The sequence below is a fragment of the Bartonella heixiaziensis genome, from assembly GCF_046245125.2.
GTDB lineage: Bacteria > Pseudomonadota > Alphaproteobacteria > Rhizobiales > Rhizobiaceae > Bartonella > Bartonella heixiaziensis.
In genome coordinates this window covers 1,710,084-1,735,203 of record NZ_CP176404.1, presented here as the reverse complement: position 1 = coordinate 1,735,203, position 25,120 = coordinate 1,710,084, and the positions used below count along the sequence as shown (strand labels likewise).

Genomic DNA, 25,120 nt, shown 5'->3' with positions numbered 1-25,120 from the left:
GGCTATGGAGTGAGAAGTGTTGTGATGCTTGGGAACGAGTGTTAAAAGCGCATCTTTTATAGGAACCGATGAAGTTGTCTTTGGGTTGTGTTGAGAGATGATGCTCGTGTGATGAAACGCTTCAGAGAAGAATTGGATTGGGTTGTGTAGGCACGATGTGTAGGGTACGAAAACGTATCTGTTGGAGTGTGGCGTGGTGCACGTCTTGATTGCCTGAAAGAATGAGGTGATACAAAGGATCTCACCAAATTGGGAGATCTCGTTGTTACGAGAGAGGACTCTGTCAAGACCGCAAGAGAAGAAGTGTGTAGACAAGGAAGTAGGGATGGCACAAAAATATTTTGGTACAGATGGAATTCGGGGAAAAGCCAATGTTTTTCCCATGACACCAGATTTTGCCATGAAAGTGGGTATGGCTGTAGGGATTTTGTTTCGTTCACAGCATCAGACGCGCCGTGTGGTGATTGGTAAGGATACTCGATTATCGAGTTATATGTTAGAAAATGCTTTGGTTTCAGGATTTACTGCTGCGGGCATGGAAGCTTTTTTATTGGGACCTGTGCCAACGCCCGCTGTTGCTATGCTTTGTCGTTCATTACGCGCGGATCTTGGGGTGATGATTTCTGCTTCACATAATCCCTTTTACGATAATGGGATTAAACTTTTTGGTCCAGATGGTTTTAAGCTTTCCGATGATATAGAAAAGAAAATTGAACAATTAATTGATAAAGATCTTTCAAAATCCTTAGCGAGTGGTTCAGAAATTGGATACGTAAAACGGGTCGAGGGCGATATTTATCGTTATATCGAATATGCCAAACGGACTTTACCACGAGATGTGCGTTTGGATTCTTTGCGTATCGTGGTCGATTGCGCCAATGGTGCTGCTTATAAAGCTGCTCCACGTGCTTTGTGGGAATTGGGAGCAGAGGTTTTTGCTATTCATGATACGCCAAACGGTACCAATATTAATCGAAAATGTGGCTCAACCGATTTGACCTCTTTAAAACAAAAAGTTCATGAAGTGCGTGCTGATGTGGGAATTGCTCTCGATGGTGATGGAGACCGTGTTCTTATTGTTGATGAAAAAGCGCAAACCGTGGATGGGGATCAGTTGATTGCTGTCATTGCTGAAAATTGGCATAAAGCAGGACGCTTACAGCTCAACGGTATTGTTACAACCATTATGTCAAATCTTGGGCTTGAGCGTTTCTTAAACAGCAAAGGATTAGATCTTGTAAGGACAAATGTTGGTGATCGCTATGTTGTCGAGGCAATGCGTCAGAAGGGATATAATGTTGGCGGTGAGGCTTCTGGGCATATTGTGCTTAGTGATTTTGGCACAACTGGCGATGGATTGGTGGCTGCCTTACAGATTTTAGCTTGTATGCAACAAAGTCAAATCGCTATGAGTGATTTGTGTAAACGCTTTGAAGCTGTGCCGCAAATTTTAAAAAATATCACGATTAAAAACAAAAATGTGCTGGAAAAAAATCCGGTTAAAACGGCAATAGATCAAGCAATTCAACGATTGGGGAAACAAGCACGGCTGGTCATTCGCGCTTCTGGAACCGAGCCGGTTATCCGCGTGATGGCTGAAGGTGATGATCGAGAAGCTCTTGATATGGTTGTGACAGAGATGGTAGATGTTATCACGCACCATGACGCCCTTTCAAAATTAAGTGCTGCCGTTGAAGGATCATGACGCTTTATTTCAAATCATAGTTTGTGATTGCTCTTTCTAGGAGCTTGGTGGCTGATAATTATCATTATCCTTTGAGATAAGAGTCCGATGAGAAAATAGTTAAGAGAAGTCGTGAGATGAGGAATAGTGAAATTTTTCTGCGATAAAGCAGAACGGAACAGTGTCTTCCCATGCAAATATTTTCATTATTTATCATCCCTCCAATGAAGTGTGAAAGCCTTTTGTCATGCGGGTGATGGTGAAAACCCTGCGAATTTCCGATAAGCCAAGGAAAGTGGTGTGAAGAGAACTCTGAAGATAAAAGGTGCTTATCAAGAGGGGAGGGCTCATCTGCTTTTGGGGGAGAAGATTTCTAGAGAGATGCTTTGAGGAGAGAGGGGGATCTTGGAGATGTTTTGGGGGAATGTTTTTGAGAGAGTGGTTCAGGGGGGGGAGATTTTTTATGGGGTGTGAGCGCTGTTGTGGGTGCTGTTAGGGGAAAAAAGGTGCGGATGACCAGAGTTGTGCTTCTGGAACCGAGCTGGTTGTTCTACGTGATGGTTGAAGGCGATGATCGAGAAGCTCTTGATAGGGTCGTGACAGAAACGGTGGATGGAAAATAAAAAAAGCGCTTTCTCTTTTTGAAAGAGAAAGCACTTTGGGGGGATAGAATGGTGAGTACATATCTTATTTGTGTTTAAAAGTAGTCTTTTTTATCCTTTTTCCACAAAAAATAAGTCAAAAGTCCAAGAACAGGAACACCCAATTTAGCAAAAGGCAGATGTTTGCTGAGCAGTGAAATGCCTGAGAATGTTGCGTCTGTCATCAGTTTATGACGTTGTTCTTCCAACTTTTTTTGTTGATTATAATGGCGCGTAGCTTTTAAAACTTTGCTAACGAAAACACCTAGTCCTGCAATAAAAAGCCAGATGAAAAACATGGTACTGGCTGCTGCAAGAGGCTTCATAACCCAACATAACGCTATGAAACCAATGATACATAAAAATATTAGAGCTATGAACAGTGAAATTCCAATAATCCCACAGACAATTGCTTGAAGGCGCATTTGCTTGACGCTACTTTTGAGTTCACCATCAAAAAGATGGTTTAAAAGAGGGGCGATAAACTTATGCATGGGCATTTAACGACGCAATATTTGCGCAAGAATAAAACCAACACCTGCTGCAAATAGAACGCTTTTGCCAGGGTTTTTTCGAACGCGTTCATTCATGGCTTGTTCAAGGTCACTTATTTTGTCTTTTGCTTGAGACATAATTTCTTCGCCATTTTCCTTTGCCGAGCTATAAAGTTTTTCTGCTTTATCTTTGGCGGTGTTTAGTTTATTTGCGCCAAGATTCGACAGTGTCGAGGTTATCCCTGAAATTTCAGTGCGTAATTTTTCTAATTGGGTTTGTAGGTCTTTTTCTGCTGCTGTCTTGCTGTTTTCTGTTTTTTTGTTGTTTGTCATAATGCATTTCCCTCTTCTTAACGCATTGCACTTTATGTTTTTGTGTTCATTGTGATCATTTGCTTGGAGTAAAAAATTTTCACTGTTTGGTAACGTCAAACACTCTTTTTCGTTCCACCTCTTTTTGCAATTTATTGCTCTCTTTATTCAATTTAGAAATGTTTTTTATAAATTCAATCTTGCTTGTAAGATCAGTCTTGTGCGTAAAACGTATCTTACTCGTTGGAATCCATGAGATTAGGCAACATATTTTAAACGCATTTTAATTGTGTATAGGAGAATTTCCTGAGGGGTCCCTCTTGAAAGAGGTTTTTCCTGAAATAAAACTATACTTGATTTATCAAGTTTTGTTTCTTAAGATTAAGCATCCGTGATAGAAAGGGGAAAGCGGTATTGTGAGCAAGTGGTGCTACGCCGGATGGTCACATAAGCTGTAAGATCAAAAAATAAAAATAGAAAACCACGATAATGTGAGACAAAAATGGAATCTGAGACAATACCCTTAGACAATGTGTCTGCTGTATTGGCTGTGCATGATCTTTCCCCTTTTTCAATGTTTATGGCGGCTGATTTTGTTGTGAAAGCCGTTATTGTTCTTTTATTGCTTGCTTCTCTTGCATCTTGGACAATTGCTTTTGTAAAAATCGTTGAAATTACTTTGGCAAAACGAAGAGCGCGTCATGAATTGCAATTGGTGCTTAGTGCTCAGACTCTTACCCGTTTGGCGGCTAGCTTGAAAGACAGCAAAGGACCCAGTGTGGTCTTTTTAAAAGAAACGCTTAAAGAGGTTTATCTTTCTACACAGCAGGTCAATTTTATTGCAACAGAAGATCCTAGAGAAAGACAAAGTCAAGCCGCTTTTTCTGAAGATGTTCCCTTTTATGAGGAGATTACGCGATATGGAGAGATTGCTCGTGATGTTAATGAGGGCGTAAAAAAGCGGGTTCATTCGCTTTTATCGCGTTGCTTGCTTGCTGCCGCGCGCCGTGTTGCATGCGGGAGCGCTGTTCTTGCAACAATTGGCGCTATTGCTCCCTTTGTTGGTCTTTTTGCAACTGTATGGGGGATCATGAATTCTTTTATCGGAATTGCCGAATCTCAAACAACGCGGCTTGATGTGGTTGCTCCTGGAATTGCTGAAGCTTTGCTGGCAACAGCTATTGGGCTTTTTGTCGCTATTCCTGCTGTTGTTATGTATAATAGCCTTATGCGTGCTTTGAGTAGTTATCGCAATGATTTAGGCGATATCGTCGCTGCAATTGAGAGGCTTTTGAGCCGTGAACTCGATAGACACAGACAGAAGAAAAGTCATAAACAATGAACGCAAACTTTAATGATGATTGGGAGTCAGATGCGGGTGGGTTGCACAATGAGATCAATGTAACACCTTTCATTGACGTTGTTCTCGTGTTGCTCATTGTTTTTATGGTGGCTGCGCCTTTAGCAACTTCTACTATTCCTGTTCAACTGCCTTCCATAACGCAAACTTCTTCTGCTGAGCAGCCTGATGAACCGCTTTATGTGACTCTGCAAAAAGATAGTTCTCTTTATGTTGGCGATAATCTTGTCAACAAAACAGAGTTTGTTGAAGCGTTGTTTAAAAAAACAAAGCAAAATCTAGAAACAAAGATTTTGATCAAAGCCGATAGCGAAATTGACTATGGTGCTGTCGTGGATTTGCTCAATCAAGTCCGCACTGCTGGATATAAAAAAATTGGTCTTGTGGGAATGCAAAAACCTTCCAATGTTGTTACAAGTGGTGTGGCATCTGATGCCGTTGCAGGTACGACACCTGATGCGGTAGCACCAGAACAGGCGGTAAACGGTGGCACTGAAAGCTCTGTAGTGGATGACCTCTCCCCTATACAGTAGTCCTCTGGGTTTGGATATTGATTGACGGGTGACAGCAAAAGCACAAGTTCTCTTAGGAAAACAGTGTGACTTTAAGAGCTCTTCAGGGGAAGCTTTAGTGTTGCCAAGAGAGGCTGTTGCCATTGTGCACTACTCTCTTTACGCTTATGAAGGTGCAAGGTGGGTGCCATCATACTCTTTACGAGCTCCCAATGTTTTGTGCCTAAAGCCTTTGATTGAAACGGTCCATAAAAAGCATCTTTACGCCTTTCTTAAACGGTTTTTTATTCATACGCCAATCCTCTTTGTGATGTGCAAGGGAATGGTTGTGATTGATTCAATATAAACAGATTTAAAATGAGAGAATCTTACGATATTCTGGGTGGCTCATTCAAGTTGCAAAATGATAAATTATGATTATAAATCAATATCCTGTATTCATTTTCCAGTAATAAAGAGGGATTTACCCGTCATTTCTGCTTAAATCATGTTCTGTTGAATCAAAGTCTCTTACGCCACGGGTTTTTGCTTTGTCTGGTGTTTGGCTGCTGTCTTGTTGATTTTGTTCAAGTGCACAAATCTCTACCTCAACAGCATCAATTTCGCAAATATTGACCTGAACAACCGGTGTGATGACCGTTTGTGCAATGCGCATTCCCCGTGTAATGGAAAATTTTTCTTGCTCCAAATTGATGAGAAGACCTTTAACTTTCACTACCGGCTCATCACATGTAATTGTGCTAAGCGTGCTGAGGCATGTAATGGCGTAGTTTAAAGGTTGGGCGTAAGGAATTCCGCCTGTAAATTAAGAGGCAAAAAGTCAATGAAGAGACAGAAACTTGCTGTTTATTTCCGTTTAATCATGTCCTGTTGAACCAAAGCCTCTCACGCCGCGATGTTCTACTCCGTTTTGTGTTTGGCTGCTATCTTTTTGATCTGGTTCAAGTGCACAAATCTCTACCTCAACAGCTTCAATTTCGCAAACATTGACCTGAACAACCGGTGCGATGACCGTTTGTGCAATGCGCATTCCCCGTGTAATGGAAAAGTCTTCTTGTCCTAAGTTGATGAGAAGAACTTTCACTTCACCACGGTAATCGCTGTCAATGGTTCCAGGTGTATTGAGGCATGTAATGCCATGCTTTAAGGCTAAACCAGAGCGTGGACGTATTTGTGCTTCAAACCCCGGCAAAAGGTGAAAGACCAGACCTGTTGGAATAAGGGCGCGCTGCCCTGGTGCAAGTACAACAGTCTCTTCTTCACCAAGGGCTGCTCGTAAATCAAGACCAGCGGAGCCGGCGGTGGCGTAGTGCGGAAGTTCTAAACCTTGCCCATGCTCAAGGCGTTGGACCGATAAGGTCGCTTTTTGGGAAAGCTGAGGAGATGCATCCGGTTGAAGAGGGGTCTTTTGGCTGTTCAGGTGCGTATAGGGCATGGTCAAAGCATCTCCAAAATATAAAAAGCAAACACAACTTTAACAAAAGATTTTTTCCAAAACAAGCAGGGAAAAGTTTCTGGATAGAGAGATTATTTTCTCTGCTTGTTTTAGAAAGTGTTTGCTTCATATTTTTTAGATCCTTTTATATACTGCCGATTAAAATACCCGTGGCAAAAACTAAGGTTCCTCCAATGATAACCTGTAATGATGCTCGCCAAAAGGGCGTCGACATGTATTTATTTTGAATCCAGACGATGGCTCCGAGTTCGAAAAAGACGATAATAAATGCAATAATTGTTGCGACGTAAAAGGAGTTGATCAAGTAAGGAAGCGTGTGCCCTAAACCTCCTAGCGTTGTCATAACACCACTGGCAAGACCTCTTTTTAATGGAGAACCACGGCCTGATAATTTACCGTCGTCATGGGCTGCCTCTGTAAATCCCATTGAAAGACCCGCACCAATCGAAGCGGAAAGCCCGATTAAAAAGGTTTGATGCGTATCACCCGTTGCAAAAGCTGCTGCGAAAATTGGTGCAAGGGTGGAAACAGAACCATCCATTAAGCCTGCAAGACCAGGCTGAATCCACGTTAAAAGCGTTTGTCTTTGGGTTTTCGAGGGCTTTTTTGTGGTTTGACTTGCCGTTGTGGTGCGAGAGGGCGTACGCTGGCGCTTGCTTGTGACAAGAGAAGGCTGATGACACAATGCGCCTACAGTTCTTTGATTTTGACAAGAAAGACACAGGAGCTGTTTATAATTTTCAAGCTCTTTTATGCCCATTGCTGTAAAAATTGCTGCTTGCTTGGAGGAATAAGGCTCTAAAGCTTTTGCGTATTTTAAATAGAGCGCTGCATGCCGCTCTTTTACCTTGAGCATCCGAACTATCATCTTTTGTATTGAACGAAAGGACAGAGCTTTGCGTTGTACAAGTGAAAAAAGGGATTTGAACATTTTCTGTTCCTTTGCTCTTTAGAATAATTCTAAGATATAAGAAGAAAATAACGAAAGTCAATGCAAAATTTAAAAGTTCAAAAAAGCTGCTGGTGAAAAAGAAGGGCGATTGGTGCATGAAGAAAGTGAACAAAACAGCAAAAAAAGAGAATAAAAGAAGTGAGCAAAAAAACCGTGTGTGAAAAAAATGAGGCAAAATGTGGGGGATTGTGTTGAGGAATCGCTTTTTACAAATGCTTAAAAGAATGCTTTTGTTGAGTTTAATAAGAAGCGGCTAGAAAATTATCGGCTTAAGAGAAAAGACACAATTTTACGGTCTCAATTCAGAGATATGTTTAAATAATCACAATAAAATGTGACGAAATAAAACGTGAGGAATAGTTAAGTACGTGTGTTAAAAATGTTCAGTAAAAAGCCCTCTCAGATATCCCAAAAGACTCCTTAAAGAAGACTGAAAAGAACACCTTAAATGACGAAAGGAGTAGTTTCCTACTCCTTCGTTCCTGTCTCCCCTAGTGGGGAAGCGGCCACCATTACTGATGCCGTATATGGTGATATATATACGTTTATTTTTTTAAAAAGTCAATAGTGCAAACGCGGTAAATGCTTCAACATCAAAGCTACAATTTTATCAAATTCGCCTTTTGATAATCTTGGAGTATTTTGCGAGCCACTTAAACGGCTTACGGAAACCGTCGTGACATAATTGCAAATAATCCACGCTTTTTTATATGCTATCGGAGATTGCAGAGAATAAGCAGCTGGATTATTTGGTTGCGATTTCGTTGAAAAAGGCAAAACAGTAACATTTCCATAGAGCCTTGCACATTTAGAGAGCACTAAAACAGGGCGCTTTTTCCAAAATTCAGGCAATATTGCATCATGAGGAAAGTCACACCAAAAGACCTGTCTAATGCGTGGTGCTGATTTGAGGCGCGGTTTTATATGGGGTGGTTTTTTATAAGGAGCGTTTAGATCCCCTTCGTACCTGTGTTCCCACCACGCATCATGATCATGTTCCATCATGATATGCGGTTCTTCAAGTTTGCTTATATCTAAAGAGGAGGGTAATGAGGTTGTAACAGGAGGGGTTATATTTTTATCCTGAGGCATGGTAGACCATTTGTGTTTGTTGGGCCCCTCACTTATTTGTCTTATAGCTTCTCCAGCTTTGCTTTTTATCAAAATATTGCCAAAAAGTATAGAGAGATGAAATAATAAAATGCATGATGTCTGTCTTTTGTTGTTTCATTCCGATGCTGCCAAGAGAGTGTTCGCGGGAAGGCTATGTTTGGTGAAAAAGTAGTGATGGCGGCTTTTGAGAGCGCTGATGTTTGTGCTTGGCTAGAAAATATGGAGGAAGAGAGAGGCGGGTTTGTTTCTCTTTTGCTGTTGTCATTTTTGGTGATCTGAAGGAGCCCTTTTGAAGCAATATAAAAGCTGGCAAGCATATAAAAGAGGCTGGCAACGCCATTCCAAACGGCAAATGAGAAAAAAAGAAAGTGGATGAATTCTTCAGAATAAGAAGAGTAATGAATGGTGTTCAATTGTGTTACGGCAGGTGTATTACAGCAGGTGAATTAAAGGGCGGGATTGAAAAACAGTAGATTGAAGATGAAACAACATGGGTGCAACAAATTGCTTGTGTGCAAGAGTAGAGGATCTTGCGCACTGGTTAATGAGGCACCACCATCTTTATACTTATGAAGGTGCAAGCCGCTGCCATCATGCTATTCTCTTCACTACACTGAACGTTGTTGTTGCTTTTGCATACAAGCGGCTCGTTTGCACGCAACCAATCCACCTTTCGGGCTGTGATTGCATGGATTTTGCTGATTACAGGGTGAGAGTGCATAAAACAGGAAAGATAGTATCAGATTGTTTGATTGAGCATGAAAACTTATGATTCACGCAATGATAATTTATAGCTTCACAACTTGAATGAAAGCCCCGAATATAATAGGATTCTTTGATCTCAAAAGTCTCTTATATTGAATCAATCAAAATCATTTGTTTGTATGTCATAAGTGGAATGATTGCTGTGATTCTCTTAATTAGATTGTGATGCATTGCAGCGGGAAAGGGCGCATAATCTCACTGCGTTAAAAGAGAATGCTCTTGGTGTTTTTTTAATAGTTAATTTTTGCGGATAAAAAGGAGTAGGGAATATATATATATGAGAATTGATGAAAGTTTAAAATGGCTTCTACGTTGTGAAAAACTAAAATTACCGCAGGCAGCGTTATTGATAGCAGGATTAAATCCAAACATCTGTATATTTAACAAAAAAACAGAACTTGAAGAGAGTGATATTTACGTAGGAAGGTCTCTCGCACAATTACCTAAAGTTGCTTTGTTTCGAGCTGTTTATAAAGAAATAATAAGAGCAGGAAAAGAGGGAAAATTAACGATAGAATGGTTCTACACATATCCTATGGTTCATGATCGTTTGAGGAAAGTTCTTATAGTTGAGGATTCCTCTGTTTCCGTGGCTAATTTGAAAGAGTGGCTTTTATCACAGGGTATGCGACCAAAATTGTTGTTCTTTGAAGATGATTGCCATGAAATGAAGGATCAAAAATATACGTTTCAAGATCCAACGCATCCGCGCTATGCTCCAAAGCTTGCTGCAGTTGTTGCGGCATGGGAAGCGGTGACTGAGGTTGCACCAGGTGAAATTGTTAAACAGACGCTTAAAAAATGGCTGCAAGACAATGCTTCTCAATATAATCTCTTCAATAAGAAAACTGGTAAGCGCAGCGATGATGTTATTGAGCAGCTCGCAAGTGTTGCGAATTGGAAACCTACCGGAGGTGCTCCAAAAACAATAGCCAAGGTTCCTTTAGAACAAAAAAAAGACGCTAAAAAAGAGTGAAAATTCTGTTTATTTTCTCCTTTTGTTGATTCAAAAAAGCCTTTCTAGGGGGAGGTTTAAGATATCCTCCCCTATGTTTTAGTCTATTGTTTTTAAATAAGAAAATTTTCTTTCTCTTTTTCAAAATGCTTTTTATCATTATCTTCTAGGGTGAAAAAGACCAAAATAAGACTAAAATCCCCCCCATAGTTTTCGTAACTTAACCCTCTATTTTTATTTGATTTTTTTAGGCATCTTTCAATCCATTGCAATCGAAACGGAGTTTAAGATGACCCAAATATCCCCTTTTTTCCCTGTGCGTAAAAGCGCAAAAAATTTTCGAGGAAGTGTAGCGATATTTTGGCAGCGTATTGCTGCGCAGATGGTGCGCAAAGCATTTAAAAGAGGTGTATTATCGCGCTGGCCGAAATCCGAAATAGCACTGTTCTTCAAACAAGCAAAGCAGAGTGTAATACGTTTGCTGTGTAAAGAAAACTGGCTCTTTTTGGACGGGCAAGGATTTCTTTTTAGAGGCAATTTGCACAACAGCAAAATGTGTTCTGTGGCATACTCTTTAAAGGATATTATCAATGGTTTATAATTATAAGGATACTCAAAGAATAACATGTGAAGGGTGTGATCGCCATGGACTGACATGCTGCCCCGCGCATGATGATCAACATCCTCGTTTATCTCTTGCTAAGGGAAGGGAGAGGTGCTTCTTGCTACATTGTGATGTTGGTTTTTCATTTTTAGGAATTATCAGTATACTGAAAGTGCTCGGGCTGATAGAGAGTAGAATGCATCCTGCTGAAAATATGCGTTTCTTAGAAATAAAGATGACAATCAAAATTACTTTTTTTCAGAGAAAAATTTCATCCTTCTTTTATATGTTAAGAAAGAAAAGGCATTCAAAGCGCAAGAAATTTGCAAGTAAATTCAACAAATCCAAAAATACTTTAGCATAGAGCTCTTTGCGAAGAGAGGGTTTGAGAGCTGAAAGCCTCCCCTGTAAAAGCTTTGTTGGGATCTATGACAGGTGGGGCCGTGCATTTAATAAAACAGTAGACAACATGATGTTCTTTTTGAAGGGAGAGAGAACGGTTTTGCGTTGATTGGCTGGTCTGTTACAGGAAAAGGTTAATCTCTGACAGTTCTTTTTATCAGTGGAATGAGATGATTGAAGCTTGCAGACCGGCAAACACGCTTTACCGTAGCGATGGAGGGTGATGAAGCAGGACTACATAGGGTATAACTTTTTTCTTGTGCTCTGAGCGCATCAGTGGGGCTCTTTTTGAAAGCACTACAAGGATCGGATTTTCATGATGTGGTGTTTTCTTGAAGGAGGAAAGTTGTGAACTTGGGACGAGGGTACGAGGATCGCACGTATGCAAAGACTGTTCTTTATGAAATAGCTCTCCAAATAAATTATGGGGGGAAAATGATAATTTCTCACGACATTCTCCATTTTTTATGCGTGATGAAAATTTGATTGGATGGTTTTATCTGGAGTGTTTGTTACGAAGGAGTATTGAGAGCCTCCATTTTTGTATGATGTTTCTGCTGCGTATCGTGATGATGTTGCATCATCTCATCTGCTGCTGCACGTTGGTTTCTCTCTGAGAGGAGAGAGATTGGAGATGAAAAGAAGGCATTGTGTTCTTATCCTTAGGACATGGTGGACACATTTGTGTGGATCAGGTCTCTTCATTTGTCTTATCTCTATGAGGGTTTCTCTCACAAAAAGTGCCAAGTAAAGGCAAAGGAGTGAAATAATAAAAGGGATGCATCTTTTTTTACGGCTTTACAAAAGGAGGAGAGGAATACCACAAAGAAATTGTGATGTGAGTTTGGGGAAAAGGGATCATATAAGCGTTGGTAAAGGAGGGGAATGGTCAATGGGAGAGACTTAGAAATGCTGGTGAAAAAGAGATAAATAAAGAGAAAAGCAAGGTGAAAAAAGAGAGCAAAAGATTTATGCTCTCTTGGGGTGAAGAGCGCAGTGAGAGGTTTGGATTGATGTTGGAATGAGAAGGGAGCATGTGCACTTGGAGAATGTAGGCACGTGGTTTTCTTTTTCTTTTTGTTTTGCGGTTATCATTTTGGGTGCCCTGAAAGGAGCCCTTTTGAAGCAATATAAAAGCTGGCAAGCAGATAAAAGAGACTGGCAACGGCGTTCCAACCGGCAAATGAGAGAAAAAGAAAGCGCATGGAAGCTTCAGAACAAGAAGGAGGATGGATGTTGTTTAATCGGTTAAACAGCTGATCGACGTCTGTTACCATTCTTGCTGCATTTGTACCACAACTGGCAGGGGCAGGCCAAAAGCCGTATTCGATACCGGTATGATAGAGTGCTAAGACAAGGCTGATGGCCATTAAGATAGAAACACACAAAAATAAAAACTGTACCCAAAAAGATATGCGGGAAAACCACGCCCCTAAACCCGCTAAAATTAAAAATGGTAAAGCACCATAATACGGAAAACGCTCAATGAGACATAAATCGCAAGGAAGGTATCCTCCAATATATTCAAAACCAAGGGCGAGACCTATCGTGGCGGTGAGGCAAAAAGCGAGAAAAAAAGCCCATAATCCTTGCTCTTTTCTACTTGGTGCAAGATAAAGATGCTTTTTCAAAAGAGACTGGGAAGACAAAACGCCTGTCATTGTGCATGTTCCTTAAAATAAAAGGTGCTTTTTCACCAAAACTACGAAAACGCCATAGAGTAGTAAGAGACTAACACAGCCAATCAGGACAATCCATTTCAAATGGCGGGCAAGAAAATTCATGGCTTTATGCCCAAAACGTTGAATGAGCCATGCAAGAAGGTAGAAACGTGCTCCTCGTGCAAAAATGCAGGTTAGAATAAAAAGTCCAAGATGTATACCCATGACACCTGCCAAAATCGTTACAATCTTCATCGGGGGAAGATGAAAAAATCCTGAGGTAATCAGTAAAATCACCAAAAATTGTAATGTAGCACCGTTTTGTAGTGTTTGAAAACTTTCAACTTTGCCGTAAAACTCTAAAATCGGTTTGGCAATACCGTCATAGGCAAAATGTCCAATAAACCAACCAAAAATACCGCCTAAAACAGAACATATCGTTGCAATAAAAGCATAGCGATAAGCCCGCTTGGGGTGAACAAGGGTCATCGGAATATACAAAACATCTGCCGGAATTGGAAAAACAGAGCTTTCAATAAAAGCAATGAACCCCAACCAGTGTGGGGCGGTGCGTCGATTCGCTAAAGAAATCGTCCAAAGCTTTAATGTGTTCAAGTTCATGAGATCTTTCATAACTTTAAGAAGTAAAGACTTTGCAAATTATAGCCTATAACCCCTGTAAGTTTGTCTCCCATAACCCCCATGGGGCACAACACCTTCTAAACCAGATGGGGCAAAAAACATTAAGAATTCTTAAAAAACGAGAAGTCTGGTGTTGACGAATCTGTTCTTCTTCCTATAGTGCAGAGAGATAAGAGGTGACTTTGTCCTTCTATGGCTTTGTCCTTTATGGTCGTGTGCGGGTGTGGTGGAACTGGTAGACGCGCCAGACTCAAAATCTGGTTCCGAGAGGAGTGTCGGTTCGAGTCCGACCACCCGCACCACTTTATATAGGCTTTCCATTCATTTTTAGTAGGTGTTAAAAAGCATAAGACCGCCTAACATCTTTTTTGGAAGGATATGAGAGAGTCGTCCAAGTTGTCATGCTGTGGAGGTATGGTATTAGGTCAAGCCCGTGATGATGCGACAGCCCTTGCATTGAGACGATTCAAGTCCTTGCATTTGAGAGCGTTTATAAGAGGCGTTTTTCCTTCTTACTTTTCAGTGTTTTTATCCATATGCTCCCCGCTTGTGACGTGCAAGCGAGTGGTTTTTATTGATTCACCGTAAACAGATTTGAAATGAGAGAATCTTATGGTACTCTGGGGCGCTTATTAAACATATAAAATGATTAATTATCATTATAAATCAACATGTTGCTATGTTGCGCAATTAATAATCAAGATTTCTTCATCAAAGTCTCTTTTAGCCGCTTCTCTCTGCCTTTTCTCTCATTCTTTACGTTTTGCTAAATCCTGTTGTGAAAAATGATATGCAAAGCTCTCCGTTTTGTGCACTTTAGTTAAGGTTTACACTTTAGTTAAGGTTTAAAAGAAAAGATTGCGTGGTTGTTACTTCCCATTTTTCAAGAACAGAAATGTTTCCAAGGCATTATCTTCCATCAATAAGAAGCAGGGATTTGATGAAGAATGCATGGTTTATCACGATTTGCCGTAAGACATTGTTGTTTAGGGCGGTGATAGAGGGTATGGGAAACTTTCCATATTAAGTGTTTTTAGAGAGTGTGGTAAGGGTTCATTCAGGGCAGGGCTTGCCTGTAGTACCTATGAAGTGAACCGCATGGGGGGTAAACAGGAGGAACTAGTCTCGAGAAGCTGGATTGTTTATAGATCGGTAAGTGGTTAAGAATCTTCGCCCTTTGAAGAGTGGGGAGGCAAGCCAATGAAGATAAGATTGGGAGGGATGAGAAAACTGAAAATCCTCCCTGTTGTTTTATTGGAGATGTTCATTTTATTTTAAATGCGAAAACTCTATGGTGAAAGTTTTCCCTTGACCTTAAGAACAAGCCACGTATCATCCTCTGTTCCTCTGTTCCTCTGTTCCTCTGTTCCTCTGTTCCTCTGTTCCTCTGTTCCTCTGTTCCTCTGTTCCTCTGTTCCTCTGTTCCTCTGTTCCTCTGTTCCTCTGTTCCTCTGTTCCTCTGTTCCTCTGTTCCTCTGTTCCTCTGTTCCTCTGTTCCTCTGTTCCTCTGTTCCTCTGTTCCTCTGTTCCTCTGTTCCTCTGTTCCTCTGTTCCTCTGTTCCTCTGTTCCTCTGTTCCTCTGTTCCTCTGTTCCTCTGTTCCTCTGTTCCTCTGTTCCTCTGTTCCTCTGTTCCTCTGTTCCTCCGTTCCTGTGTCTATTGTAAGAGGTGGTGTGTCGATAAATGCAATGGTGGTATGAAGGAAGGAAGCGGGTGTGAGAAGGAGTTGTCCTTGAGGGTGAGAACGTTTGTTAAGGATAAGGATGATGAAAGGGAAGGTTATGAGGAGCGCTATTCCCTTTGTTTGGGGGCATCCCTTTGCCAAGTTTATAGAGTGTGCTGTAGGCTATCGATAGGGGTGGTATGAGAGGGAAGCGTTGGTTAAATGCGCAAGTAGAATTTACTGCGAAGAGTTGCCACGAAGCGTTATGCTGTAAGGAGGGGCGTGTTCTCTCTGCGTTGCGGTGTCTGTGGCAAGAGGCGATGTGTCGATAAATGGACTCAATGGTGTGAGAAGGGCGTGGTGTGAGAGAGGGGAGTGGTATCAGAAGGTAGATGGATGCTTTGGGGCTGATCTTTAGGTTTTCTTCTCATTTGTGGAGAACTGGAGTAATATGATTTAAGTCCTTTAGCTTGTTTAGAGGGATGAAAAGACAAAAAGGTATTTTGATAAATGAGGCTTTAGATGCATGAGGGAGGAGAAGTGAGGGAGCAAAATTCTATCATTGTTCTATTTTCTCTTGCTCTAAAGAGAAAACGCCGCGGAACAACGAAGAGTATCTTTTCAAAAAGCGCTATCTTATTCAAGGTTCTTTTTAATAAAACCAATTACTTCAAGTGTATTTTCTGGCACTTGGAGTAAAAAACCTCTCCTTTTGGGAATTGCAGATCTTGGCTTTAATGCTCCTGTCACGGAGAGCGTGAGGTGCACAAAATTTAGGTTCTGTTGGAAAAAATATTGTAAAGTTTTTGTAAATATGCTAACAAATTCAACGCTCAACAGAGCAAAAGGCTTGATTGTAAATTCTCTTGATAAGCAGAGACCTTTCTGTTTAAAAGTGCTGCTATCTTCTGATTTTGTTGTCTTCTGTCCTCAATTCTCTTGTTTAATAATCCTTTCTTCTTACTAGAATAGATTTTATTTCTGTATCCTCTTTTTTATTTACATGTTATCGTAATGCTCTACGGCCATAAAGACTCTCCAAAAAAACTGTTGGGTGATCTGTAAATTCACGGCGAGCAAAAGGAATGTTATTTTGACTTATGCTGTAAATCCTTAAAGCTTTTTTAAAAATAGGGATTGAAAACTTTTATTAAGGCTGTTAGAGAGGTCTTTTTATGCGTAAAGCTTTCAGATGTTCTTGCATGTGTGTCGTGATGGTTCATCAAAGGTGCGGAAAGCAGGTGTATTGTTTTCTCCCTGTTGTTTGGTTTTACACGGTATCGACAGGTTTATGTGAGTGTGTCCGCTTTTTCTTGTCTGTGTCGATACAGGAGGGGAAAATTACTGAGCGCGCTTTGACGCTGGTGCTTTACTGATGGGCAGTGTTGTAAGACTGGGTAGAGCTCTAAAATATTGAAGAAACGGGGAAATGTCCGCATGACAACAGGCAAATTACAACCACAGCGCGGATCTGATCTAGCGCAACAGGGTGCGGTTTGTGTATCACAAGTAGCATTTGATACAGGATCTCAAATTCTTTCATTCAAAAAAGCAATGAATCTTTCGCTGAGAGATTATATAAAAATATTCTGCATTTCTCTCTTCGTGTTGGCGATCTCTGCTGCTTTGTATTACATGGATCCTGTGAACTGGTTTCATGTAATATCTTCCGAACAGATGAAAGAAATGATTCAAAAACAGCTTCAAGAATCATTCTTTGAATTTCTTAAAACGCTGTCTTTGCAACAAGCTCAGGTTCAAACAACGGACATGGAAGTCTTGTGGCGTGCCGCTGGGTGGAATGGCGTTTGGGCCTTTTTATTCCTCTTACCGAATGCGATCATTGGATATTTTGTTTCCCTCTTTCCACTTGTTTTTATTCTCCACAGGATACTAAATCGTGAATTAAATGAAATGATTCAGCAGCTGGAAGAATTACCCGTAGAGCGCGATAAATCGAGCACTCCACACAACGCAAAAAGGGGGAAAAAATGAGCCTTTTGACAGTGTTAAATGCAGTGTTGAGCATAGTGATTATTGTTCTCACCTTTGCTTTGGTTGGCTTTTGCGCCATTATGGCAGTTGGTGTAATTTATTACTCTTTTATAAAGCGTGCGGCATTGTTGTTTTGCATGGGTAGGAAGCTGAAAAAAATCGCCAAGCAGCAATTGGGTCATCAAGAGAGGGAAATGAAGGGGCAGAGTTTAATGCTTGACACAGGAATAAGCGCCTTGTCGTTTAAACAATCTCTTCCTCTTTCAAAGAAAGATTATAAAAGAATATTCTGGATCTCTCTCTTCCTGTTTGTTTTAAGTGTTGTTGGAAGTATCTCTGGAATGTATGTGGTTCCAAAGTTGATCAGTGATGCGGAGGTGGATAATCTTCTTTTATTCTCTCTTTATTTACTGCCGTTTGTGGTCTGGGCATGTATTGCTCTTTTTCTGCCTCTTGTTTTGGTATTCTACACTCTACTCAATTATAGATTGAAAAACATGATCCAGAAACTGGAATGCAACTAAGCAACAATCAAAAACCGATCAGTACAAACAATTGTTGATCTGAGCATGACAATAGGGGAAAAAGGTGAAATTTTTTATACTCTCTTTAGGATTTTTAGATTTGTTAGGATTCATCATAATGGCTATTTTAGCCGTTATGGTTGTCTTCGGGCTTCCTTATTTTTTTATCAAGCGTGTGCGATTGTCTTTCCGCGTGGCGGAGGAATTGCAAGAGCGCGCGGCACAGCAATTAAGTCGTGATGAGAGAGAGATAAAAGGGTACAATGCAGCACTTGAGACAAGAAGGCATCTCCTTTCTTTTAAAAAATCGATGATTCTTTGGCCTAAAGAATATAAGGTAATATTTTATATCACAGTCATTGTTGAGATTGTTCTGGCTGTCGTCTCTGTGCTAATCCAGTTGGGATGGATGAGTGATGTGACCAGCTTTATCACGCTGCTGTTGAGTTGCATATTTTCGGGTTCTATTGTACTTGCGCCACTGGTTTGGGGGCTTTTCATAATAATAACCGGTAAATTGAGAAAAACCATTCAGAAACTGGAAGAAGCAATTGCTCAACGAGACAAAGTCGTCAGTGTACAAAACACCATAGGGGAGAAACAATGACCAGTAGTTTTATAGCATTAAGTATCCTGCGGGCCTTCTCTTCGATGGTTTTTGGCATTTTAATGCTTACGCCCATTTTGCTGCTTTATTACTTTTTTATCAAGCGTGCGCGCTTGTATTGTAGAGCAAAACGGGAATTGAAAAGGGTGTTGAAAGAGCGTGATGCAGTGCTTGAACACTCATTAGAGAAAAAATAGCAAGAGAAAGCAGTAAAATTGAACGCTTTGTAAAGGATAGCAATACGAATTTGCTTTCCTATCCGTTTTCTTCCTGCTTTTCTTCTTCTCTTGGTGCATTGGAAGCATGATTTTTAGGGTAGCTTAAAAAGGATAAAAGAATATTCTTCTTTTCTCTTTTCATTGCGTTTTCTCCCATTTTCCTTCTCTTTAAGTCTTTCTGGCAAATGCGGGGAGAACAGCTTTTCTGATCATCTTGCAGCTGTTCATATGGGGGTGGCGTAGGCAATGAATTATTTTTATAAATCAATGCATTGGTAATAAGATAAAATGATCAATGTGGGCTGGCAAGATTGATCAATATAGGCCATCCACTATAGAACGCGATAGGGGGAAAATGTGGTTTGTCATTTTGTATCATTCATTGTTTTCTTTTGTCTGGTTTTTTTTCTTTGGTTTGGATGGCGATATTGGGTGTTTTCATTATTCTGCATGTTTGTGCACTGCATTTACTCTTTTATCATGATTTGCCGTAAAATATTGTTGTTTAGGGCGGTGATAGAGAGCATGAAAAACTTTTCATATTTAAGTGTTTTTAAAGAGTGTGGTAAGTCTTCAAGGTAGAGCTTGCGCGTAGAGCTTATGAAGTGAACTACAAGAGAGGGGTTGAGTAGGAGAAATTAGCCTCGAGAAGCCGGATTGTTTACAGACCGAAGATATCGGTATGGGTAAGAATTCTTTCTTCTTTTAAGAGTGGGAGGCAAGTCAATAAGCTTGCTTGTTTATCAAACGCGCGTGCTTGTTTGGCAAGGTGAATGGGCGATTGAAAAAAGTGATGAAACAACGAAACTCAGCCAATGGATCTGTGAGGAGAGGTAAGCAAAAGCGCGCTAGAGTAGATCTTATTCAAAAGATTTTTTTGCTTTCTCTTTCAACACAAATCCTCCTCTCAACACAAATCAATGGCGCCTTTTTGCATTCTTCCTTTTTTATCCTGCACTTTTTTGCAATCCATTGCTTCAAGTGTGCAAAGATATTCTCTTTTGCATCCGTCAGATGTGCAAATCAAGGATAGGAAAAAAGATGAAGAATGTTTTTGCTTTCATAAAGCATGATATTCTTTTCATACTTTGAGAGGTAGTGCGCATTTCTTGCAGAATTTCTTTTTTGCCTCTCTAAGCTCTGCTTTTTTGTTTTTTACGAGCCGTGTTTCCACCGACAGAGGCGTTCGCCTTGCTTGTTGTGTTTTAAGATCTCTCTTGCTAAGTGTGGACTGATGGTGTTTAGATCTTGCCGGCTTAAATAAATGGGCAACCAACCAACACAAGAAGAATACTCATTTGTCACACACCCACTTAGAGAGCTCAGCACGCACATCAGTATCACTTTTTTTGTTAATTTCATTTTCTACCTCAAGCCTTGTTGTTGCTGACTTTAAAGTCTTTTCTGTTTGTTTTTGCCGTTCGGCTTTTTTTCCAAGAATAAAAGCTCTTGCTAAGATCGTAAAAACAGCTGCCAAAGCTGTACCGACCATCATTAGATTTTTTTTAAGAGATGAAATCATGAGGGTTGCTCCCTAAACTTATTTCGTAATAAAGATAATTCCTGCACATGCGGCGAGAACCATAATGGCTGCTCGTACCCATTGGAGTGGACCATTGTTTGCCAATAAGCTTCCAAGTTCAGAAATGGATTCTGTAATTGGTGCAAGGGCTTCTGCTTTGAGACCCTCTGTTAGCTGTTTGGTTTCTACTGTTTGATAATGAGAAGGAAATATAAGCCCTTTTCGCCTATAGCCCCGCTTCTGTCGCTTGTCTCTTGCAAGACTTTGTAAATGTTTGCTTCCTGCTTTGGTCTCTTTTTGTCATTCAGCAGGGGCTGTTTTATAATCGCCTTTATTCAGTTTTTTTACAGTGTAGAGTTGCAAAAAGCTTCTCTTCCTACATTATAGCAGAAAGACAGCAATGTTGCGAACTGCTAAGGGCTCAAAGAAACTTGAATTGCTTGTTCAACAACATTCTCACATTGTCTTAAATCTTGACGAAGAAGTTCTTCTGCTTGCTTTTCGGTAACTGTCATGCTTTTGTGAACAGAAGGTTTTCTAATTGTACGCAATACAGTGGAGCTAATCTTCTCCTTTTATAAAACAGCGAAAAATACCATAGTGGATGGAACCTAATTCCGATTCAAATAATCACACATAAGCAAACATTATGTAAGTCATAGGCAAGTCCCTATTTAACAGTATCTTCACTTTCAAACCTTCTCGTCTTTTATTAACTTTTTATCAGTATAAAGCCAAGCCAAATTAAGCGGGATAATTAAACATATACAAAGCAAGGTGAAACAAAAAGCTGCTTCTATACAAACATTGTTCGCCAACCAACCAATCAGCACAAGCGCTAAAATACCAAAAATACGTGCAAGAAAACTAACAATGGATAAAACCGTATTTGCATTCTTTTGTTGAATATGTTTAAAAAATTCTGCTTCAAACTGCGTTACGGGGACAGAAAAAAAACTGTGAAATACGGTGAATAAAATAATGGGGGCCCAACTGTTTGCAACGAGAAGCAGAGCAAGCATAACAACAGCACTCAGGACTAGTGAGTACAAAGTTATCGCCATAGGAGCGTATTTTTGCATAAGATATTTAATTACAAAGCGATTAAATAAGTATTTTACGAGAGTATAAGACACAAAGCACAGGCCAAGAATAAGAATTTTAGTCTTTCCTGTTGCATTGTCTAATACTCCTGTTTGTCCCAAAATAAAAGGTTGCCAAAAATGAAATATTGGCTGCAATGCGGCAACAATAAAACCACATATCAATATATAATATAACCCGATTTTTGAGGTAACTAAATAAGCAAAAGCTTCTGTTGCATGCAACAAAGAACCTGAGTCTATTGGCTGACTATCCGAAACGGATGCAATACCTATCCCCGTCACCCGACTAAACAAGAATACAAGTACGAGAAATCCGAAAGAACAAAAATAATATGCCGACTGATAATTATCCATACACAAAACAATAAGAACACCTAGCGCACCAGCAACCGTATTCATGAATGCCGTTAGTTCCCGCTTATAGGCGTTTACTTGGTGGTAGATCAAACTATCCTTGTAACCACCGCCGTCGATTAAGCCTTTAATCCATGTGCTATCAGCGCCAGAACATAAAGCAAAGCCTAAAGCATAAATAATTTCTGCCGGAATTAAGACAGAAAGATTAGGCGCGTAGATACATAAAAAGAAGAAGAGCGAAAAAAAGAAACATGATAAGATAACATTTTGTTTAACGCCGATTTTATCTCCTAAAATCCCACAAGGCACTTCAAAAATACAAATAGCTACGCTAAACACAATTTGCAATAAAGCTAACTGTGTTATGCTAACGCCCATAGACAAGAAAAAAAAAGCATGGAAGGAACCTGTAATCAGCCGAACCCCACTCATTGCCGCACAGCCATAGAGCAACTTTTTAACTTCATAATCTATCGTCATTAATATATCCAAAGGCTATAAAGCTGGCAGCTTTATATATTCTAAAACCTCAATTCAGAAGGGAGCTTCGAGCAGCCATTTTCTGCTCACTTGCTCGGGCTTTTAGCACAGTAACATCACCTTTGTCACTGGCTGTGCACTACACTCAAAACCCATTTCAAGCGTCGCAAAATGCGTTTTGTTCGCTCTCATGCTCTAATACCGCCCAATCTGGTGTAAGAGCCAATTAGCGTTGCAATTTTAAAACTCCTTGGCAATTAAAAAATAATCTTACATCAGGGGCATTATCGAGATTTTGCACAAACTCTTTCTCAATACGATTCTCACAAATCACATGATCATAAACACTTTTCTCGTTGACTACCGCAAGCCATTTGTTTGCTTTTTCCGACATAATTTTACAGATGTAGAAGCAATCTTATTATGATGCGCACATCCAGCAATTATTTTACCCTCTGCATTAGAGCCAAAAACATGAATAACACGCGGCGGTTTCGATAAGAAGGCTAGCCGCTTAATCAATCTACACAAAAATACATGTGCAGGCGAATGCCCTCCATAATATGCAATATTTCAAGCCCGTTCATAGGGGTGCCCCTTTTAAAAATTGTGCTTGTAGCGTATCACAATAATAATCCCAAAATACACATTTAGCCCTTGTCTGAAATAGCTCAATTTTGGATTGATGAGAACGAAAACACGCTGCGATAATCACATTGTTCAGCCCTAATGACCGGCAAAAGGGAGCCAATATTCCTGTACCACCAACGACTAACTAACGGTATTTCCTATCATTTTTGATCATATCCTCCACCCTTATTATTTTAAAATTTATACATTTCATCAACAAGATGTGCGCAGCGAGCCCGTACATCTTCGCTGTTCAGTCTCCATGTACGGCCTGCATTCTCAGACGCAAAATTACCTTTAGCCAAAGCAACTTGATATCGCAGAGCTTGTCCATAAAGCGTATGCACAACTGGTATCAAATATTCACATGACAGTAGCGCATTTTTTGCTGTACTGCCATGAGAGAGAAGACCAACAGCTTTATCCAAAAAAGCATCACAATTTAAATTATCAAAAGCATTCTTCAAAATCTCTGAATAAGACCTGTGATAAACAGGATTTGCAAGAATAACACCGTTAGCGGCTGCGATTGTTTTAACAAATGCATGCACTTCAGCACCGCTGATTATAATGTAATGACTTATAAAAACAATAACTTTTTTAAATGACTCTTCAACCGCGTATAAATATAAGCATGCTTTTTCTAGTCCTTTTTTACGGTATTAAACTGTTCTAATCTACCGAACTTACTCTTAAATTGAAGCCGAATGATTTTAATAAATCCATATTATTTTAAAAATTCAATAAAGACTATTGATGCTACAATCAAAGGCACTTCTTTTCAAGATTAAGCAAGTTTTGTAACCTATATTGTTATCTCCATAGAAGTAAAACGTCCTCTATGGACGGTGAGTTAGTTATGCCTTCACAGCTAGTGCTTTACAAGCGCTTTTGTAACACTCACTTTGCCCCAAACATAGGATTGCGTTTTATTAAATACCCCACGCGCATATAATTAAAGATAGAAACGATTAAGTTTGCGCCAATCATGCCAAGCCAATAGCCAATAAAGCCATATTCAAAAAAATGCGCCATGAGCGTCCCCCCAAATAAGCCTATCCCCCAATAGCTTATTGCTACAACAATTGTTGACCAAAACGTATCAAGCAAGCCCACAAGTATGCCATTGAGCATAGCTCCTAAAGTGCCAAAAGCAAAAGATAATAAGATGAGCGGAAGCAACTCCCAAGAGGAAACAACAACGCTGTCTGAAGAAATATCAAAGATGGTTGTAAGGATAAATTCATAAGAGAGATAAACAACTCCTGATAAAAACAAGACATAAGCTACAGCAAAAACTGTGACACTCATACGCAACTGTTTTAGAGCCATATTATTCCCATCTGCTCTATTCCACGCTGCTATTGTTGCGGCTGCGCTGGAAATCCCCAAAGCCACCACAGAAATAAGCATATCGAGACGCATCCCAATCGTATGCGCGGCTAAAGCTTGGACCCCATAAGCCGTAATCATAAATGCAATGACAGAAGGAAAGCCTTCCGCAATAAGAATACGTATACCAATGGGGAGCCCTACTCGCAGTAATTTTATTATTCGTGAAATTTCTAACTTTGGTCTCAAATAATTCAAGTGAAAGGAATGAAAAGCAGAATTGCGAGCCAGAATTATTGCCGCTGCAATAACAATTAAAATACGGATCAAACTGCTCGCAATTCCTGCACCAAAGACACCTAATCCGCTTGCAGGACCTATACCAAAAATAAGCGGCCAAGAGAGAAGAAAATTCACCAGGATAGCGGCAAGCATAACCCATGTTAAGGGCTTTGGATTACCAATTGCTGATAGTAATCCGCGGCTATTCACATAAAGATAAAAAAACACCACCCCTATAGCAGCACCACTATTATATTCCTGCGCTATATTGGCAATAGCCCTATCTTGGCCGAGAAGACACAAAATATTCCTCGTGTTGAGTAAAATGATCGCACTCATCATTCCAATCAAAAGGGAAAGCCATATTCCTTGATCAAACCATGCCTTCAATGCATATCTATCTTGTCTGCGAAAGCTTTCTGCAAGTTTTGGTGCAACCGCGGTAATAATACCTAGCCCCAACAACATAACAAAACTAAACATACTCAGAGCCAACATTGTACCACTCAAGGCTTGAATGCCTAAATGTGCCACAAGCGCTGCATCTGTGAAGGAAATCATCATCTGAGAGATAAACCCAACAGCCAGTGGTATGCCAAGAGATAGCAATTGCTTCATCACAACAAACATTGTGAAATCCCCTTCCATATTGAAGGGTGTATTAAGCTCGGATTTTTTAAACAAAACGCATTGATTTTTTCCGTAAAGTCTTTCCGTCGCAAATCTTGTGTAAAGGATGCATAATGAGAACTCATTAAACTAAGAGGAGATGCCCAGTTCTTAAAGGAGAAGCGCAATGCGCCTTTATTCGTTTTTTGGACTTCATACCATGCATTTTTTTGTACAACATTA

Annotated in this window: 25 protein-coding genes, 1 tRNA gene and 1 pseudogene; 13 read left to right on the top strand and 14 right to left on the bottom strand. The window is 40.1% G+C overall.

Annotated elements, in window-relative coordinates; genetic code table 11:
• Positions 1–325: 325 nt before the first annotated feature.
• Complete coding sequence (gene glmM, locus ACKC4Y_RS07605) at positions 326–1,705, top strand: phosphoglucosamine mutase (RefSeq protein ID WP_409361139.1); 1,380 nt, start codon at positions 326–328, stop codon at positions 1,703–1,705.
• Between the two features lie 449 nt (positions 1,706–2,154).
• Positions 2,155–2,307, top strand: a complete 153-nt coding sequence (locus tag ACKC4Y_RS07600; protein WP_409361138.1) for a hypothetical protein — start codon at positions 2,155–2,157, stop codon at positions 2,305–2,307.
• A 74-nt stretch (positions 2,308–2,381) separates the two neighbouring features.
• On the opposite strand, the gene ACKC4Y_RS07595 is transcribed toward ACKC4Y_RS07600, so the two are convergent.
• Together ACKC4Y_RS07595 and ACKC4Y_RS07590 are read right to left on the bottom strand one after the other, a co-directional pair.
• Entirely contained in the window at positions 2,382–2,819 is a 438-nt protein-coding gene (locus tag ACKC4Y_RS07595; protein WP_409362169.1) for a phage holin family protein, read from the bottom strand.
• Between the two features lie 6 nt (positions 2,820–2,825).
• Positions 2,826–3,152: a DUF883 family protein gene (locus ACKC4Y_RS07590; RefSeq protein WP_409361137.1), complete on the bottom strand. Its 327-nt coding sequence runs from the start codon at positions 3,150–3,152 to the stop codon at positions 2,826–2,828.
• Positions 3,153–3,633: 481 nt separating this feature from the next.
• On the opposite strand from ACKC4Y_RS07590, the gene ACKC4Y_RS07585 reads away from it, so the two are divergent.
• Both ACKC4Y_RS07585 and ACKC4Y_RS07580 read left to right on the top strand, forming a co-directional pair.
• The gene (locus ACKC4Y_RS07585) at positions 3,634–4,473 is read left to right on the top strand and encodes a MotA/TolQ/ExbB proton channel family protein (RefSeq protein WP_409361136.1); all 840 of its coding nucleotides are present in this window, start codon (positions 3,634–3,636) and stop codon (positions 4,471–4,473) included.
• Positions 4,470–5,024, top strand: coding sequence for a biopolymer transporter ExbD (locus ACKC4Y_RS07580; RefSeq protein WP_409361135.1), 555 nt, complete (start codon positions 4,470–4,472; stop codon positions 5,022–5,024). The genes ACKC4Y_RS07585 and ACKC4Y_RS07580 overlap by 4 nt, the downstream gene beginning before the upstream one ends.
• 442 nt (positions 5,025–5,466) lie before the next feature.
• Here the strand turns inward: ACKC4Y_RS07580 and ACKC4Y_RS07575 are convergent, their stop codons facing one another.
• The 4 genes from ACKC4Y_RS07575 to ACKC4Y_RS07560 all read right to left on the bottom strand — a co-directional run bounded on the left by ACKC4Y_RS07575 (position 5,467) and on the right by ACKC4Y_RS07560 (position 8,503).
• On the bottom strand, positions 5,467–5,718 hold the full coding sequence (locus ACKC4Y_RS07575; RefSeq protein ID WP_409361134.1) for a hypothetical protein: 252 nt from the start codon (positions 5,716–5,718) through the stop codon (positions 5,467–5,469).
• 141 nt (positions 5,719–5,859) lie between these two features.
• Positions 5,860–6,438 carry a dUTP diphosphatase gene (dut, locus tag ACKC4Y_RS07570; RefSeq protein ID WP_409361133.1) on the bottom strand — a complete coding sequence of 193 codons (579 nt, stop codon included), beginning with the start codon at positions 6,436–6,438 and terminating at the stop codon, positions 5,860–5,862.
• Between the two features lie 145 nt (positions 6,439–6,583).
• Positions 6,584–7,390, bottom strand: coding sequence for a VIT1/CCC1 transporter family protein (locus tag ACKC4Y_RS07565; RefSeq protein ID WP_409361132.1), 807 nt, complete (start codon positions 7,388–7,390; stop codon positions 6,584–6,586).
• Positions 7,391–7,972: 582 nt separating this feature from the next.
• Positions 7,973–8,503, bottom strand: a complete 531-nt coding sequence (locus ACKC4Y_RS07560; RefSeq protein WP_409361131.1) for a type II toxin-antitoxin system PemK/MazF family toxin — start codon at positions 8,501–8,503, stop codon at positions 7,973–7,975.
• A gap of 174 nt (positions 8,504–8,677) precedes the next feature.
• Here ACKC4Y_RS07560 and ACKC4Y_RS07555 point away from each other — a divergent pair, with 174 nt between their 5' ends.
• From ACKC4Y_RS07555 to ACKC4Y_RS07545, 3 genes are all read left to right on the top strand, one after another.
• Positions 8,678–8,803, top strand: a complete 126-nt coding sequence (locus ACKC4Y_RS07555) for a hypothetical protein (RefSeq protein ID WP_409361130.1) — start codon at positions 8,678–8,680, stop codon at positions 8,801–8,803.
• 763 nt (positions 8,804–9,566) lie between these two features.
• Complete coding sequence (locus ACKC4Y_RS07550; protein WP_409361129.1) at positions 9,567–10,265, top strand: hypothetical protein; 699 nt, start codon at positions 9,567–9,569, stop codon at positions 10,263–10,265.
• 268 nt (positions 10,266–10,533) lie between these two features.
• Entirely contained in the window at positions 10,534–10,845 is a 312-nt protein-coding gene (locus ACKC4Y_RS07545) for a hypothetical protein (RefSeq protein WP_409361128.1), read from the top strand.
• Positions 10,846–12,341: 1,496 nt separating this feature from the next.
• On the opposite strand, the gene ACKC4Y_RS07540 is transcribed toward ACKC4Y_RS07545, so the two are convergent.
• Both ACKC4Y_RS07540 and ACKC4Y_RS07535 read right to left on the bottom strand, forming a co-directional pair.
• The gene (locus ACKC4Y_RS07540; RefSeq protein WP_409361127.1) at positions 12,342–12,911 is read right to left on the bottom strand and encodes a disulfide bond formation protein B; all 570 of its coding nucleotides are present in this window, start codon (positions 12,909–12,911) and stop codon (positions 12,342–12,344) included.
• Between the two features lie 12 nt (positions 12,912–12,923).
• Positions 12,924–13,532 carry a YqaA family protein gene (locus ACKC4Y_RS07535; protein WP_409361126.1) on the bottom strand — a complete coding sequence of 203 codons (609 nt, stop codon included), beginning with the start codon at positions 13,530–13,532 and terminating at the stop codon, positions 12,924–12,926.
• 238 nt (positions 13,533–13,770) lie between these two features.
• On the opposite strand from ACKC4Y_RS07535, the gene ACKC4Y_RS07530 reads away from it, so the two are divergent.
• Positions 13,771–13,855 (top strand) — tRNA-Leu (locus tag ACKC4Y_RS07530).
• A gap of 1,030 nt (positions 13,856–14,885) precedes the next feature.
• On the opposite strand, the gene ACKC4Y_RS07525 is transcribed toward ACKC4Y_RS07530, so the two are convergent.
• The gene (locus tag ACKC4Y_RS07525) at positions 14,886–15,377 is read right to left on the bottom strand and encodes a hypothetical protein (protein WP_409361125.1); all 492 of its coding nucleotides are present in this window, start codon (positions 15,375–15,377) and stop codon (positions 14,886–14,888) included.
• A 1,275-nt stretch (positions 15,378–16,652) separates the two neighbouring features.
• Between ACKC4Y_RS07525 and ACKC4Y_RS07520 the strand changes: the two genes are divergently transcribed.
• The 4 genes from ACKC4Y_RS07520 to ACKC4Y_RS07505 all read left to right on the top strand — a co-directional run bounded on the left by ACKC4Y_RS07520 (position 16,653) and on the right by ACKC4Y_RS07505 (position 18,538).
• Positions 16,653–17,210: a hypothetical protein gene (locus tag ACKC4Y_RS07520; RefSeq protein WP_409361124.1), complete on the top strand. Its 558-nt coding sequence runs from the start codon at positions 16,653–16,655 to the stop codon at positions 17,208–17,210.
• A complete protein-coding gene (locus tag ACKC4Y_RS07515) occupies positions 17,207–17,734 on the top strand; it encodes a hypothetical protein (protein ID WP_409361123.1) in 528 nt (175 codons plus the stop codon). The genes ACKC4Y_RS07520 and ACKC4Y_RS07515 overlap by 4 nt, the downstream gene beginning before the upstream one ends.
• A 118-nt stretch (positions 17,735–17,852) precedes the next feature.
• Positions 17,853–18,341 (top strand): hypothetical protein, encoded by a 489-nt coding sequence (locus ACKC4Y_RS07510; protein ID WP_409361122.1) that lies wholly within the window; start codon positions 17,853–17,855, stop codon positions 18,339–18,341.
• Positions 18,338–18,538 carry a hypothetical protein gene (locus ACKC4Y_RS07505; RefSeq protein WP_409361121.1) on the top strand — a complete coding sequence of 67 codons (201 nt, stop codon included), beginning with the start codon at positions 18,338–18,340 and terminating at the stop codon, positions 18,536–18,538. The genes ACKC4Y_RS07510 and ACKC4Y_RS07505 overlap by 4 nt, the downstream gene beginning before the upstream one ends.
• 1,315 nt (positions 18,539–19,853) lie before the next feature.
• Here ACKC4Y_RS07505 and ACKC4Y_RS07500 read toward each other — a convergent pair.
• Positions 19,854–20,081, bottom strand: a complete 228-nt coding sequence (locus tag ACKC4Y_RS07500) for a hypothetical protein (protein ID WP_409361120.1) — start codon at positions 20,079–20,081, stop codon at positions 19,854–19,856.
• 64 nt (positions 20,082–20,145) lie between these two features.
• Between ACKC4Y_RS07500 and ACKC4Y_RS07495 the strand changes: the two genes are divergently transcribed.
• Entirely contained in the window at positions 20,146–20,277 is a 132-nt protein-coding gene (locus tag ACKC4Y_RS07495; protein WP_409361119.1) for a hypothetical protein, read from the top strand.
• A gap of 148 nt (positions 20,278–20,425) precedes the next feature.
• On the opposite strand, the pseudogene ACKC4Y_RS07490 reads toward ACKC4Y_RS07495, so the two are convergent.
• From ACKC4Y_RS07490 to ACKC4Y_RS07475, 4 genes and pseudogenes are all read right to left on the bottom strand, one after another.
• Positions 20,426–20,596, bottom strand: a pseudogene (locus tag ACKC4Y_RS07490) (glycoside hydrolase family protein).
• A 177-nt stretch (positions 20,597–20,773) separates the two neighbouring features.
• Complete coding sequence (locus ACKC4Y_RS07485) at positions 20,774–22,024, bottom strand: MFS transporter (protein ID WP_375635806.1); 1,251 nt, start codon at positions 22,022–22,024, stop codon at positions 20,774–20,776.
• An 824-nt stretch (positions 22,025–22,848) separates the two neighbouring features.
• The gene (locus tag ACKC4Y_RS07480; protein WP_409361118.1) at positions 22,849–23,205 is read right to left on the bottom strand and encodes an NADPH-dependent FMN reductase; all 357 of its coding nucleotides are present in this window, start codon (positions 23,203–23,205) and stop codon (positions 22,849–22,851) included.
• Between the two features lie 349 nt (positions 23,206–23,554).
• Positions 23,555–24,898 carry an MATE family efflux transporter gene (locus ACKC4Y_RS07475; protein ID WP_409361117.1) on the bottom strand — a complete coding sequence of 448 codons (1,344 nt, stop codon included), beginning with the start codon at positions 24,896–24,898 and terminating at the stop codon, positions 23,555–23,557.
• Positions 24,899–25,120: the final 222 nt, after the last annotated feature.

What these genes read in the sequence shown, in the direction of transcription:
- glmM (WP_409361139.1), top strand. Translation starts at nt 326, where the DNA reads ATGGCACAAAAATATTTTGGTACAGATGGAATTCGGGGAAAAGCCAAT.
- ACKC4Y_RS07595 (WP_409362169.1), bottom strand. Translation starts at nt 2,819, where the DNA reads ATGCATAAGTTTATCGCCCCTCTTTTAAACCATCTTTTTGATGGTGAA.
- ACKC4Y_RS07590 (WP_409361137.1), bottom strand. Translation starts at nt 3,152, where the DNA reads ATGACAAACAACAAAAAAACAGAAAACAGCAAGACAGCAGCAGAAAAA.
- ACKC4Y_RS07585 (WP_409361136.1), top strand. Translation starts at nt 3,634, where the DNA reads ATGGAATCTGAGACAATACCCTTAGACAATGTGTCTGCTGTATTGGCT.
- ACKC4Y_RS07580 (WP_409361135.1), top strand. Translation starts at nt 4,470, where the DNA reads ATGAACGCAAACTTTAATGATGATTGGGAGTCAGATGCGGGTGGGTTG.
- dut (WP_409361133.1), bottom strand. Translation starts at nt 6,438, where the DNA reads ATGCCCTATACGCACCTGAACAGCCAAAAGACCCCTCTTCAACCGGAT.
- ACKC4Y_RS07565 (WP_409361132.1), bottom strand. Translation starts at nt 7,390, where the DNA reads ATGTTCAAATCCCTTTTTTCACTTGTACAACGCAAAGCTCTGTCCTTT.
- ACKC4Y_RS07560 (WP_409361131.1), bottom strand. Translation starts at nt 8,503, where the DNA reads ATGCCTCAGGATAAAAATATAACCCCTCCTGTTACAACCTCATTACCC.
- ACKC4Y_RS07555 (WP_409361130.1), top strand. Translation starts at nt 8,678, where the DNA reads ATGTTTGGTGAAAAAGTAGTGATGGCGGCTTTTGAGAGCGCTGATGTT.
- ACKC4Y_RS07550 (WP_409361129.1), top strand. Translation starts at nt 9,567, where the DNA reads ATGAGAATTGATGAAAGTTTAAAATGGCTTCTACGTTGTGAAAAACTA.
- ACKC4Y_RS07545 (WP_409361128.1), top strand. Translation starts at nt 10,534, where the DNA reads ATGACCCAAATATCCCCTTTTTTCCCTGTGCGTAAAAGCGCAAAAAAT.
- ACKC4Y_RS07540 (WP_409361127.1), bottom strand. Translation starts at nt 12,911, where the DNA reads ATGACAGGCGTTTTGTCTTCCCAGTCTCTTTTGAAAAAGCATCTTTAT.
- ACKC4Y_RS07535 (WP_409361126.1), bottom strand. Translation starts at nt 13,532, where the DNA reads ATGAACTTGAACACATTAAAGCTTTGGACGATTTCTTTAGCGAATCGA.
- ACKC4Y_RS07520 (WP_409361124.1), top strand. Translation starts at nt 16,653, where the DNA reads ATGACAACAGGCAAATTACAACCACAGCGCGGATCTGATCTAGCGCAA.
- ACKC4Y_RS07515 (WP_409361123.1), top strand. Translation starts at nt 17,207, where the DNA reads ATGAGCCTTTTGACAGTGTTAAATGCAGTGTTGAGCATAGTGATTATT.
- ACKC4Y_RS07510 (WP_409361122.1), top strand. Translation starts at nt 17,853, where the DNA reads ATGGCTATTTTAGCCGTTATGGTTGTCTTCGGGCTTCCTTATTTTTTT.
- ACKC4Y_RS07505 (WP_409361121.1), top strand. Translation starts at nt 18,338, where the DNA reads ATGACCAGTAGTTTTATAGCATTAAGTATCCTGCGGGCCTTCTCTTCG.
- ACKC4Y_RS07500 (WP_409361120.1), bottom strand. Translation starts at nt 20,081, where the DNA reads ATGATTTCATCTCTTAAAAAAAATCTAATGATGGTCGGTACAGCTTTG.
- ACKC4Y_RS07495 (WP_409361119.1), top strand. Translation starts at nt 20,146, where the DNA reads ATGGCTGCTCGTACCCATTGGAGTGGACCATTGTTTGCCAATAAGCTT.
- ACKC4Y_RS07485 (WP_375635806.1), bottom strand. Translation starts at nt 22,024, where the DNA reads ATGACGATAGATTATGAAGTTAAAAAGTTGCTCTATGGCTGTGCGGCA.
- ACKC4Y_RS07475 (WP_409361117.1), bottom strand. Translation starts at nt 24,898, where the DNA reads ATGTTTGTTGTGATGAAGCAATTGCTATCTCTTGGCATACCACTGGCT.